The organism is Paenibacillus sp. B46(2026), from assembly GCF_056786355.1.
Map to the genome: position 1 here is coordinate 3,887,102 of NZ_CM165907.1, position 13,313 is coordinate 3,900,414.

Annotated in this window: 11 protein-coding genes and 1 riboswitch; of the genes, 5 read left to right on the top strand and 6 right to left on the bottom strand. The window is 45.9% G+C overall.

Features of this window, described 5'->3' with window-relative positions; genetic code table 11:
- Positions 1–12 precede the first annotated feature (12 nt).
- A complete protein-coding gene (locus AC1S8V_RS17285) occupies positions 13–1,290 on the bottom strand; it encodes a WD40/YVTN/BNR-like repeat-containing protein (protein WP_482070075.1) in 1,278 nt (425 codons plus the stop codon).
- A 320-nt stretch (positions 1,291–1,610) separates the two neighbouring features.
- Here AC1S8V_RS17285 and AC1S8V_RS17290 point away from each other — a divergent pair, with 320 nt between their 5' ends.
- Complete coding sequence (locus tag AC1S8V_RS17290) at positions 1,611–2,540, top strand: L-lactate dehydrogenase (RefSeq protein WP_482070076.1); 930 nt, start codon at positions 1,611–1,613, stop codon at positions 2,538–2,540.
- A 388-nt stretch (positions 2,541–2,928) separates the two neighbouring features.
- Here the strand turns inward: AC1S8V_RS17290 and AC1S8V_RS17295 are convergent, their stop codons facing one another.
- The 5 genes from AC1S8V_RS17295 to AC1S8V_RS17315 all read right to left on the bottom strand — a co-directional run bounded on the left by AC1S8V_RS17295 (position 2,929) and on the right by AC1S8V_RS17315 (position 8,855).
- On the bottom strand, positions 2,929–4,143 hold the full coding sequence (locus AC1S8V_RS17295; protein ID WP_482070077.1) for a chromate transporter: 1,215 nt from the start codon (positions 4,141–4,143) through the stop codon (positions 2,929–2,931).
- Between the two features lie 38 nt (positions 4,144–4,181).
- A complete protein-coding gene (locus AC1S8V_RS17300; RefSeq protein WP_482070078.1) occupies positions 4,182–5,105 on the bottom strand; it encodes a tyrosine-type recombinase/integrase in 924 nt (307 codons plus the stop codon).
- Between the two features lie 99 nt (positions 5,106–5,204).
- Positions 5,205–6,284: a hypothetical protein gene (locus AC1S8V_RS17305; protein WP_482070079.1), complete on the bottom strand. Its 1,080-nt coding sequence runs from the start codon at positions 6,282–6,284 to the stop codon at positions 5,205–5,207.
- 531 nt (positions 6,285–6,815) lie between these two features.
- Positions 6,816–8,183 (bottom strand): amidohydrolase family protein, encoded by a 1,368-nt coding sequence (locus tag AC1S8V_RS17310; protein WP_482070080.1) that lies wholly within the window; start codon positions 8,181–8,183, stop codon positions 6,816–6,818.
- 120 nt (positions 8,184–8,303) lie between these two features.
- Positions 8,304–8,855, bottom strand: a complete 552-nt coding sequence (locus AC1S8V_RS17315; protein ID WP_482070081.1) for a CGNR zinc finger domain-containing protein — start codon at positions 8,853–8,855, stop codon at positions 8,304–8,306.
- A gap of 138 nt (positions 8,856–8,993) precedes the next feature.
- On the opposite strand from AC1S8V_RS17315, the gene AC1S8V_RS17320 reads away from it, so the two are divergent.
- From AC1S8V_RS17320 to AC1S8V_RS17335, 4 genes are all read left to right on the top strand, one after another.
- The gene (locus tag AC1S8V_RS17320; RefSeq protein ID WP_482070082.1) at positions 8,994–9,494 is read left to right on the top strand and encodes a DinB family protein; all 501 of its coding nucleotides are present in this window, start codon (positions 8,994–8,996) and stop codon (positions 9,492–9,494) included.
- A gap of 83 nt (positions 9,495–9,577) precedes the next feature.
- A riboswitch (FMN riboswitch) is annotated at positions 9,578–9,731 on the top strand.
- Positions 9,732–9,875: 144 nt separating this feature from the next.
- Positions 9,876–10,856: a DMT family transporter gene (locus AC1S8V_RS17325; protein ID WP_482070083.1), complete on the top strand. Its 981-nt coding sequence runs from the start codon at positions 9,876–9,878 to the stop codon at positions 10,854–10,856.
- Between the two features lie 179 nt (positions 10,857–11,035).
- Entirely contained in the window at positions 11,036–12,532 is a 1,497-nt protein-coding gene (locus AC1S8V_RS17330; RefSeq protein ID WP_482074511.1) for an amidase, read from the top strand.
- A 213-nt stretch (positions 12,533–12,745) separates the two neighbouring features.
- Positions 12,746–13,258 carry a DUF3231 family protein gene (locus tag AC1S8V_RS17335; protein WP_482070084.1) on the top strand — a complete coding sequence of 171 codons (513 nt, stop codon included), beginning with the start codon at positions 12,746–12,748 and terminating at the stop codon, positions 13,256–13,258.
- The last annotated feature ends 55 nt before the right edge of the window (positions 13,259–13,313 follow it).

Genomic DNA, 13,313 nt, shown 5'->3' on the forward strand with positions numbered 1-13,313 from the left:
GCACCATACAAATCACAGTACTTTCCAATGTACACCGCCATCTACCGTTTGCAGTAACAGCGACCTTTTGGCATCTGTATTTTCAACCAATATCCAGCCAAGCTTGGAGGTAACCATCTGAATCTTCACAATCTCTGGATAGTCTTCGAGAATTTTCTCCAGTACACTGCTTGCAGGAAGAGCACTCCATGTTTTGCCCGTGTCCTTGGTATGGTAGGTTATGCCCTTTTGCATCGCCCAACCCTCTGATGCGTTCAGAAATACAGGTGCAAGATTGCGATTCGTACCCGTTTGTTTGTTTAAAGTGAAATTAGACAGCTTCCAGGTTTTTCCGCCATCGGTGGTAAAGAATCCATTGAATGTCGTGCTCTCCCCTTGGGAACAGGACATTGACATCCAGGCTGACTTCGCCTCACGTCCAAAAAATTGTGGTGAACTGATACTAAAATTACCACACCCGTTGAATTTGTTTCGATCAAAGAAAGATGGTCCAGTGTCCCAGTTCTCTCCACCGTCTGATGTTACATACAACTTCGGTGTACCGAACTCAAGCGCTGTTAAGAAACCATGCTTTGGATCCGAGAAAGTCATCCCTGTTGTGTATCCACGTTTGGAAATCTCTTCTGATTCCTGATTGCCATCTTCATCACTGGATGACATGCGGTTCCAGGTGATACCACCATCCACCGTAAAGTAGAGTTTCTTGTCCTGTTTACCAATAGCGGTATCCACCGTGGTGAGAATCCAGCCTTTTTCAGGAGATACAAATGAGATCGCAGTCACTTTATCCGTCTTGGACAGAGAAGATAGACTCCAAGTTACGCCCCCATTGTTGGTGCGAAGCACCATGGTATCTGTTCCACCCATGCCTTCACGCACAATCCAACCGTGCGCACGATCTACAAAATAAATGCTTTGTCCATATTTAGGGTTAGCCGGAAACTGTACATTTTCCGAAGGTGAAATATTGGTCCAGGTCTTTCCCTGATCCTGTGTGTAGTACAGACGCAGCGCATTTCGTGTTACCCCCCATGCCAATCCTCCGTTGTCATTGAGCAACTGAAAATCGGTCAAACGGGTCTGTATTTGATACTTGGCCATATCTGCAGATTCTGTACTATTCACAGGGGGAACGACAGTTAATGTCTGCCCTGTATTCCCGGCGTCCTCCTGCTGCTGCGGAGGTTCTGCTTCCGGCGGTTGATCTGAGTCGGTGCAGGCAGCCAGTAAGGCTACTATACCTATAGACAGCAATGCTGTCTGCGCGATTTTGATCCATTGCGAACGCAAGTGGGTTCCACCTCTCTCATCCAATATACAGGCGCGCATGCCTGTCCTATGGCGTTTTATTTACGATTCATCAGAATCCACTGCTCCTATTCTACCACAAACCTTGTGCAAAAGGCTCATTGCCCACCCTGTACTCCTTTTAATCCGATGCTCTGGCTTCATATTTCACATTTTTGACCACTTCATCCGAATATGTTTTTCGACGGTATTATTGGTAAAAAGACATGAAATGTGAAATACTTTATAGACAACACTCGCGTTATGTGCTCGAATCCCTTAATATGGACGGGAGTATACCTCAATAAGGAGATGATATGAACATGACAAACAATACAGCTCTGAAGCCAAGTCGTGTCGTGATTGTAGGCATGGGTGCGGTGGGAACAACAACGGGATACACGCTAATGTTGAGACAGCGTTCGTCCGAGTTGGTATTTGTGGATGTGAATCATGATAAGGCAACCGGCGAAATGCTGGATATGAACCACGGTCTTCCGTTTACGGGTGGCGTGAAAGTATGGGCTGGTGATTACTCCGATTGCAAAGATGCAGATATCATTATTATTACTGCGGGTGCCTCCCAGAAGCCGGGCGAAACCCGGATTGATCTGCTGAAGAAAAATGCAAGCATTTTCAAAGATATTATTGAGCGTATTACTGAAGTGAACTCTCATGGTATTTTACTGATCGCGACCAATCCTGTAGATATTTTGTCCTATACTTCATGGAAACAAAGCGGATGGCCTGCTTCCCGTGTCATCGGTTCAGGCACATTGCTCGATAGCGCACGTTTCCGTTACCTGATTGGTAAAAATAAAGGGATCGACCCACGCAGTATTCACGCTCACATTATTGGTGAGCATGGCGATTCCGAAGTTCCGGTATGGAGCCTGGCTAACGTTGCAGGAACAGATTTGGAACTGGATGAAGAAACACAACAGGATATCTTCGACCGTACCAAAAATGCAGCGTATGAGATTATTAATGCCAAAGGCGCGACTTCCTATGCAATCGCCCTTGCTCTGGACCGCATTGTAGCTGCAATTCTCGGCAACGAAGGCTCCGTTCTGAACGTGTCGACGTTCCTCGAAGATTACAATGGCGTCTCGGATGTCTACCTAGGCGTTCCATGTGTTGTAGATCGCAACGGTGTGCGTGAAATTCTGCCTCTTCCGTTGAATGAAACCGAGAAGGTGGCTTTCCAGGCATCTGCTAACAAATTAAAAGAACAGATCGCTGGACTGGAGTAATCCAATCAAGCAATCATTCATGTTGTGAACAATTCAGCACGTTGAACGTTGTTAATTAAGATATTGGTCACACAAAAGGGCCATTTGTTTCTTCTAGAGAGAAGATGCGAATGGTCCTTTGGATTGTGATATTCAGATTACCATTTTCATGGGAAGATTGATTTAAGATTTCATTTAAAAAGTGTTTGTTAATTTAGTTTACATAATAAATATTACGTATTGTTCTTTTTGGAGTATAATTCTAAATTTCCTTTATTTCTGTTTTTCACCTTATCTTTTAATAAATAACTGGAAATGTATGAAGATCCCAAATACTTCACAAGAAAAAGAGAGGATGGAATCCTTGGATTCCTCCCTCTCTTTCCTTTTTCGAGACCTCTCGGCCACCCTAAATAGACTCTATTAACATACCTCCGACAATCCCTGCTACAACAATGACCCAGGGTGGACATTTCCAGAAGGTAAGCATGATAAACAATATGCTTAATAACGAGAAATCAGCTGGTGTGATGATGGCTGTCGTCCACAATGGTTGATATAGCGCAGCCAGCAAAATGCCTACTACTGCTGCATTGACCCCAGTCAGAGCCCCTTGAATATGCGGATTTTTACGCAGAGCACTCCAGAAAGGCAGCGTTCCGACGATGAGCAAAAAGGCGGGCAAAAAAATCGCTATAGTAGCAACGATTGCACCTGTAATCCCCATTGTTATGGCACCAAGATAAGAAGCAAACGTAAAAAGTGGACCTGGCACAGCTTGAGTTGCTCCATAACCAGCCAGAAAATCATCTTTGCTTAACAACCCTCTGGGTACCAATTCCTGTTCCAGTAGAGGTAGAACGACATGTCCTCCACCAAATACCAGTGAACCCGATCGATACATATAATCGAATAAGGATAACCACTCAATCCCCGTAACTTGACGCAATACCGGGAGTGCCATAAAGAGACCGAAAAAGGTGAACAAACACAGCACGGCGACGGTTCGACTTATTGGAACTACAAGATCAGGAACTTGTGAAGCGGGTGATTTTCGATAGAGCCACCACCCAACTAATCCTGCTAACAGAATAAGAACCACTTGACTGTATGTGGCTGTCCATAGTAAAGCAACAGCAGTTGTTATTACAGCAAGTGTAACTCTCACTTTATCAGGTGTGAGTTTCTGTCCCATTCCAAGAATCGCATGGGCCACTATGGCAACAGCAACAATTTTCAATCCGCTAAGCCACCCAGCGTTGCCGATATCATATCCTTTTAATAGGAAAGCGAATATCACCAAAGCAATCACTGATGGAAGCGTAAATCCGATCCAGGCGATAAGGCCTCCAATAATACCAGCACGAATGATGCCAATGCCCATGCCAACCTGGCTACTCGCCGGTCCAGGTAGGAACTGACACAGCCCCACAAGATCCGCATAGCTTCGCTCATCCATCCATTTTCTTTTGCGTATGTACTCATTGTGAAAGTAACCCAAGTGTGCAGTAGGTCCCCCAAAGGACGTTAAGCCGAGCTTCATTGATACCAAGAACACCTCCCATAGGGAGTGTATTCTCAAACGTGGGGTATCTGGCACCAAACTCTGCTTCTCCTCTTCCATACTGATGCATCTCTCCTAATCATGAAGTAATTGTGTCATCACCTTATGCTCGGAAGTTTAACGTCGAGCAAAGCCATAGCCTCTTCTTTCTCCCTACTGGTGACATGTGTATAGACGGTTGTCGTTTGAATCGATGCGTGACCGAGTAACTCCTGTACCGTACGCAGATCGGCTCCACGCCGTAACATCATGGTCGCGAAGGAATGACGCAGCTTATGACTGGAGTAGTTTTGACGTTGATTAGCCGGTGACTCCTGCTGGAAGCGTTCAAAGGTTTCCGTAGATATGAGCTGAATGCTGCGAATCGACAGTCTCTTTCCTTTTTGCGAGACAAAGAGCGCTTCCTCTTTCGGTCGCCAAGGATTCAGACGCTCAGCCATAGCCTGAGACAATACTTTCGCTACAGTCTCCGGTACAGGAAGCGAGCGCCATTTACGGCCTTTACCGAATACATCCAATGTACGGCGCTCCGCATTATAGTCTTTGCAATTCAAGGCATGCACTTCTCCAACCCGTAATCCCATATATCCCATCAGCAGAAATACAGCCAGATTGCGTGTGCGATACTTGCCATCTACCGACTCCAGAAAACGTGTCAGACCACTTTCATCAAGGAAAACGGGCGCACGGTTTTTCTCGGTTTTGGATTTCTTAATCCCAAACGCCGGATTATTCGTTAACACTTCGAGTTCAATGAGGGACTTGTAAAAACAGTTCACCGCCGCATGTTTGCGATTTCTCGTGGCATCACTAACCCCACGCTCCCGGGCACGGGACAGAAAAGACAGCACATGCAGCTTTTTGACCTGCTCCAGTGACTTTCCTTGAATGGAGACCAGAAATTCCACCACGTCACCCGTGTATGATTTTACCGTATGGCCTGTATATCCGGCGTCCTTCATCCATATGTGAAAAGCTTCTAGCTCGTCCGCATATTGCTCCTGAATCTCCTCGGTTATCATCTGTCTACGTCACCTCGATTCAGTTCTTTATAAGTTGACTAAAATTATTTACACTGACACTACGATGACAGAACAACCTTCCTAATCTGAACAGTGCTCCTACGCTTCATCCACAATGACAACATCAATCAGCGGAATAATCGCCTCGTGCTTGCCCTCACTGCGGGTAAGTACAAACGATGGCAATGGATTCTCGTGCAGCCCATTCACAGATTCACAGATCTGAGTATACAGATCCATATGCAACGTCTCGCCTTCACCCGCCACATCAATGATTGGCCAATCGCTCTGAACACAGGCATGCCAATAAGCAAGTTCATTAGCCGGTACGATGCTCAATTGCTGAATGGACGGATCAATACGGTAGATCCCTTGCCGTACAGGTTCATCGCCCAGCTTGTCCACAGCAATTATTCGAGCAGATTGCTCATCTGGTGCAGAATAGATTGAATAACACCAGGGAGTCACGCCCCAGGCAATCGCCATTAAGCCTTCTTTCAGCAACGTATCCGACAGTTCCCCTTCAGCAAATTGTTCGATCAGATTATGGTTACCTGATCCAATCAGTTCCTCCACACGCTTAGCGAGCCGAGGCAGGTCAGCGAGAATAAATCCTCCTCTGCCATAGGAATCAAATACATGATGGTTCCTAGTCCATACAGGTTGAGATGGCAAAACTAACGACGCTGCTTCTGCCGGGAAAAGTGATATATATACGGTGATCACCTGCGCATACTTAACTATTGCAAGTTGTTCAGGTTCGAGCGCACCCTCAGCAATACGAGGTGTTTTCATATGCAGGGAGATGCGAAGTTCGTATTCCCCTTCTGCCAATGCTGACCAACCCAGATTAACAGACTGTTCAACGCCTTCAATAGAAGTGATGGAAATCACGCTATCCGTTTTCAAGTTAACAGCATATTGTACGTATGCCAGCTCCTGACCATAGATGATATTGGCATCATGACGATCGACGGGTGATTCCAACGGTTGTGCAATGACAGATACTTTACGTCCATCCTTCATGAGACGCTGCGGATCAATATCCAACTGTAGGTCATCTGCACCTCCTGGTTGTGCAACAAGTAATTTCGCCTCTGCAAGCACAGATGAGTCAGCTAGTGCAAATCCAAAAGCTGCATTTTGATGATCTGAATTCGTATGTAATGGTGTGTTCATGATACATCTCCCTCTTATGTCTGATGGCATGTCACATCCCCAAATATATTTCATATTTGGCTTGTCCGCAACCCCGAACTGTAATCAAGTTAGACACCCCCCTATTACTTACCCATATATGAACTACATTCCAACCTTTTCCTTCTATATAGTCTTATATGTTATGGATGTAGCAGTGAAGAGATGTTCGATTTTGTTCTTTTTCCGCGAATATTATCATGATCTGTTGCACGTGGATGAATATGAAAATGGATTTAAATCAAAACTGCGTATAATTTATATTATGCGCAGTTTTGATAAGCCCTATTTTTTATGATTATGGTCATTTTAGCTCTGTTATATGAAGTTAAGAAAAAGAGAGATCTTTTCGTCTTTTTCCGCTGTCCCTTCCTACCTTATCCTGTCTAATTCGGCGATACGAAGGCACGTTAAAGAGCCACATAGCGTTATGCGGCCCTTCATTTCGTAATATAGATAGTGGTGTATATGAAAATATGAACTGACCTTATTTCAGGTTTTTATGAGAACGATTCACGAAAAAGTAATTCTCTCCGCATCGGACATCCGGTATTGAGATAATAAGTATTCTTTGCTCTGCATCGCCGCATGGCGGATTGCATCCAGATCAACATGCAACAGCTTGCCCTCTCGCTTCACGAGTCTGCCTGCCACAAAGACCGTATCCACATTGGATGGATTGGCAAATTGAACGACAGCGCCGATCGGATCATGAACGGGGAACAGATTCAGATCAGTGGTACGAATCATGATCAGATCCGCTTCCTTTCCTGGGGTCAACGTACCAACCTTCTGCTCCAATCCCAATGCTTGGGCACCAGCCAAAGTTGCAAATCTCAGTACCTGGCTGGACTGTAAGTTCAACTCACCAGGCATCTCACCCTGCTGCAGAAGTTGTTCATTGGCTCTGGATCGTTCAGCCTGAAGAGCAAACTTCATCTGTGAAAACATATCCCCGCCTGTAGATGTCACCACATCTACACCAAGTGTAGGGGTTCCTCCATGTTCGAGAAAATAGCCGGTTGCCGGATATCCATGACCCATCATCATTTCAACCTCAGGTGTGACCGACAGAGAAGCCCCGCTATCGGCCAACATTTTGTATTCGTCCATGCCCATGGTGTTACCATGAACGATATTCACTCGTGGACTTAACAGCCCCGCTTCATACAAGTGACTAATAGAACGATCCACCGATCCCCAACTGCCAAATCCGGCATGCATGGAACAGATTGCATCCAGCTCTTGGGCTAGCTCGATCTCCTTCACAGTTGTATCCCAATGACTGAACTCCGGACCACGAATGGCAAGTCCATACGTAAGCAATTGATCCAGTGATGAAAAATAACGTTCTTTGACTCTTCTCACATCATTCGAATACGTGAGCAGACTATCCCGATTCCAGTAGTTCGTCTCCCCAGGGACTCCATGAGCAAATACCGCCCGAATCCCGGCATCCTGAAGTCCACGAATCAATTCATCCGTGTGCTCGGAAGAATACGGCATGCTCCAATCCAACACCGTCGTCACTCCTGCATTAAGCGCTTCGATGGAACCGAGCAGGTTAGCAATATAACTATCTTGTGGACGGAGCTTGCTGCCCATCGCACCATAATAGAGATTTTGCAAATAGACTGGCAAGGACCAGTTGGTTCCCGCTGTTTTGACAAGTGATTCCCACACATGCCGATGTGTGTCCACCAGCCCAGGCATAATAATCATGGATGAAGCATCAATGACTTCCGCATCCGGAATATCCAGATCGGGCTGAACCGCGGTGATCAGTGAATCCTGGATCAAAACGTCCGCCCTCTTATACTGTCCAACTCGAGCATCCATCGACAACACACAGCCATTTTTCAACAGATAACTTGTCCGCACAAGGCACATCTCCCATCATATTTGGTTTGAAAGACGATCACATCCTGCATACGAATCCGTACGGCTTCTGACTATTGTTTCGCTAGTATATATACATTATATAGTTATTGTTAATATTTATCAATTTTGGGTTTTTCGTTTCGCTCGAAATCTTCTGACCTTCATCAGATTCCCGCACATCTTATCATCACAATACTTCTGTGTTCTGCTTCGGGTATCATCATAGAACATCCAGCGGCAATCCGAATTATCACATATCCGAATTCTGCCCGCTTCTCCTTCCACCAAAGTCACTGCAAAGTCAGCAGCTACCTCAGCCATAACCTGGTGCCAATGAGCTTCTACGGCTACCAGTTGGAGTTTCATTTCCTGATCAAATGAAGTCAATCGTCTTGTTACATACCCTGCTTCCATAACGCCGTTCAACCATTGTTTTTCCTCATCCGTTAATGATGCTCCAGAAGAGACACGGGCTCCCAGGGTCCGCAATTCATTCCTAAAGTTCCTCATCAACAACTCATCTTCTGGAGATGCAGGGACAGAAGCGTTAAGTTGCCATCGATCCAGAAAGTATTGTTGCCAGTCTGCCTTCCCCAGCCTGTCCTCCGATCGATCTCCCCCACGCCAATCGTGATAATCACTGTTTACAAAATCGGTCCATAACCTGTCCATTCATGCCTCCGCTCTGTGTAACCATCTTTATTTTATAAAGAGGGTTACGTCCTATCTTTGATGTGTTATATTAAGTGTAACCTCATTAAGCAGTTTTAGCTAGTTACACCACAATAGTACTCAAGGAGGAATAAATGAATGACCAAAACTACAGCATTAGATGTCTTACTTATTCAAAAAGATGAAACCTGGGATCAGTGTAACTGGATTGTGCCATTGTCAAAATCCCTGGAAGGTCTTACAGCAGAACAAGCAGCCTGGATTCCGCCTTCAGGAGGATTAAGCATCTGGCAGTTGGTTAACCATATGTATTATTACAACCATCGCTTATTATGTCGCATGCAAGGTAAGGAGCCTACCCTTCCTGCTGCAGACTCCAATGAATACACGTTTGGGAATTCTGGAGATCCAACGGACGCAGATGGATGGAATACACTGCAACAGGGTACAACCCGATTAGCTAAGCAGTTGCGAGATCAATTGGCGGCGCTACAGGAGTCCGATCTGGAAGCAGCTTATATGGACTCTCAAGAGAAGTGGGCACACGAACTTGCCCGCTGGATTCTTCACGATGCGTATCACGCAGGTCAGATCGTGCTCCTTCGCAGACAGCAAGGAAGCTGGAAAATCGTTTTCTAAAAAAACACTTGAACTGCTAGCGCTTACAGGAATAAGATGAACTTATTAATGTTACAGCTTGTTCAACACACTATATAATTGAATAGGATCTTCGGGGTAGGGTGCAATTCCCAACCGGCGGTGATGTTCTTCGGAACCAGCCCGCGACTCGCTATTTATTCTTAACTAAGGACATGTAGCGACTGACTTGGTGTAAATCCAAGGCCGACGGTACAGTCCGGATGAGAGAAGATCAACACATGGACATGCCGTTCACGGGAAGGCCTCTTTCCTGACGCATGTCCTTGGATGAGCCCCCGTTTATTTGGTATATACCAAAACGGGGGCTTTTGTCGATTTTGCCAACTGAAGATTCCGTGTTCTGACGAAGGAGTCCTGAATATGGAAAAGACATCATCTGCATCAACCGTTTACCGCAAGGAACGAAGTAATACCGGATTCTGGCTGGTTGTGCTCGGCGCCGCCCTATGGGGTGTGGATCCACTCTTCCGCATTATTTTGCTTAAAACGATGACATCCACACAGATTGTACTCGTGGAACATATCATCGTCAGTCTTATTGCCATTCCCGTGCTGTGGAAATTCCGGGCTGATCTGAAGAACCTGCGCGCTCGCCACTGGATTGCCGTGATCTTTATCTCATGGGGTGGTTCAGCACTCGCAACGGTATTATTCACCATGGCACTTACACATAACGATCCAAACACGGTACTGTTATTGCAAAAAATGCAGCCACTCTTCGCTATCGTTCTGGCGAAGCTGTTATTGAAAGAGACATTGCCTCGTCGCTTCGGCGGACTGTTGTTCATTGCACTTGCAGGAACATATTTGCTTACATTCGGCTTCACACTGCCACTAGGTAACTGGGACAACTGGATTCATGCAGGCAGCCTGTTATCCCTTGGGGCTGCTGCCTTATGGGGAGGTTCAACCGTAATGGGCCGATTGATGCTGGGACAGGCGCGTTATGAGACCGTTACTTCCCTTCGCTTCGTCGTTGCTCTCCCGCTCCTGATCTTTATGACGTGGAACGAAGGTGCTGCCTGGACACTCCCATCCGGAACGGGTGAACAGACTGCTGTCATCCTCAACATTCTCGGTCAGGCATTGTTACCAGGTCTGCTTAGTCTTCTGTTGTATTATAAAGGTCTATCGTCGACCAAAGCTTCTGTCGCAACTCTCGCGGAACTGAGCTTCCCGATGGCAGGTGTGTTGGTGAACTGGATTGCTTTCCGGACGCTGATTACATGGGAGCAGTTGCTTGGGTTTATCTTGATCTGGGTGGCCCTCTTCGCCATTTCCAAACAGCAGGAACGATCATCAACTGCGTCTGGTACGGCACCGAAGCTTCGTACAGAGTAATTCGATGTTTTATCAAAGGATCAAATATAAACATGAAAGCACTGCACATCAAATTCGATGAGTAGTGCTTTTTTTCTCTTCATTACTCGATACTCGATCATTTTTGTCTTTTATCTAATCCGGTGGTACGATGACATATGGAATAACAGATGAACTATATTCAGAGAGGAACGATCATAATGTCTTCATTCTCATATACCTCCTACGATGCCGTAGGTTTGGCTGAACTGATCCGATCCCGGGAAGTATCCCCGGTTGAATTGTTGGAAGCGGCATTTGCACGCCTTGAAGAAGTAAATCCGCAACTTAATGCGGTCATTCGTACATATGAAACCCGTGCACGGCAAGAAGCTGGCTTGGTTCGCCCTGGAGAACAACCTTTTGCCGGTGTTCCCCTACTCCTGAAAGATATTTCCCAATCCTTGGAAGGTGAATTTCTGACTTCAGGCTCACGCCTGTTCAGCGAGCATCGTGCACTTCGGAATTCAAACTATGTCTCTAGACTCCGCAATGCAGGCTTTATCATCATAGGACATACCAATACGCCAGAATTTGGTTTAAAAAATATTACCGAGCCCCGTCTCCATGGTCCAAGTCGCAACCCATGGAATATCAATCACTCCCCAGGTGGATCAAGTGGCGGCGCTGCCGCGGCAGTAGCTTCAGGGATTGTTCCGCTTGCTGGAGCCAGTGACGGAGGCGGTTCGATTCGTATTCCGGCTTCCTTTAGCGGATTGTTTGGCTTAAAACCAACGCGCGGACGTACACCTGTAGGCCCCGGAGTTGGTCGTCAATGGCAAGGCGCATCAATTGATTTTGCCCTCTCCCGCTCGGTTCGGGACAGTGCCGCCCTGCTCGATACTTTGCAAGTCATTCAGCCTGAAGCTGCGTTTCATGCGCCATTATTCCCAGGCAGTTACTTGGCAGATATGAGCTATCCTCATCAACGCAAACTGAAAATTGCGTACACAACAGATTCACCTGTAGGTACACCCGTCAGCACAGAAGCCAAAGAAGCGGTATATAAAATGGTTGGCTGGTTGGAAGATCAGGGGCATTACGTTGAAGAAAAGCTGAGTCCGGTCAATGGAGTCAAGCTGATGGAGAACTATTACATGATGAACAGCGGCGAAATGGCTGCGATGATCTCATCCATGGAACGTTCCATGGGTAGAGCATTAACATCCGACGATATGGAGATTGAATCCTGGGTTCTGGCTGAAGCTGGCAAAAAAGTGTCCGCTGCAGAATTTGTACATAGTCTGGCTGAATGGGATGTAGCTGCTGCTCAGATGTCCACTTTGTTTGAGCGTTACGACTTCTACGTCACACCCGTTAATGCTTTTTCTGCACCCAAGATTGGAGAATTGACACCTCATGATGAACAGATCCGTAACCTCATGCGGATCAGCGAACTGGACAAGACCCAGCAGCAACAACTCATCTATGAAATGTTTGAGCCAAGTCTTACGTATACACCGTTCACCCAGCTTGCGAATTTAACAGGCCAGCCTGCGATAAGTGTACCTTTGCATATAACACCTGAAGGTTTGCCAATGGGCGTTCAGGTGATGGCAACCAAGGGACGCGAAGATTGGTTATTACATCTGGCTGGACAGCTTGAACAATCTAACCTATGGATTGGGATGAATGGAAACCCACTTTTTCCAGTCTAAAAATACATGTTGCACTCCCACCAGCAGACCTGTTCTGCTGGTTTTTCCTTTTTTGAATAACAAGATAAAATAGTTTAGATTCGTATTGGTTTACATAATAAAAATGATGTTAATAACTATAGCATCCTCCATTCCCTGTTCAGTGCATAATTTTATAGAATACAGGCGATCATAAGTTGGTGATAAATTAACCTACTGGAGGGAAATCAAATCATGGGTATTCTAAGTGGCAACCCCAAGAACGAGCCGATGCATTATGGTGAAATCTTTAGTGTATGGCAATGTTCCACAATAGCCAAAGGCGCTGTGTCTTGCTATCAAGCTTATATGAGTCATGCAGGAGATAAAGATTTAAAGAAAATCTTGGAAGACCTGCTGGACCAAGCCAAACTCGAAATTAAAGAATGCGACACACTATTGACTGAAAATGGTATTGCCCCTGCACCAACACTACCGGAAAGACCACATGTAGCGTTTGAAGATATCCCGGCTGGCGCAAGATTCACAGATCCTGAGATTGCTGCAAAAGTAACAGCCGATACATCCATGGGTCTAGTTGCTGCAAGCCAAACGATTGGGCAATCAATCAGAGAAGATATTGGCGCGCTATTCGCCAAATATCATGCAACCAAGACCGCTTTAGGCTTACGAATTCTTCAAATGAACAAAGAAAAAGGTTGGCTCATTCCCCCACCGCTTCAGGTCAAAAGACCGGATTCAGAATAGTTATCATTGGAACGACGTCTAACGATATGTTGTAGTGAAATGATGAGACAAAGCA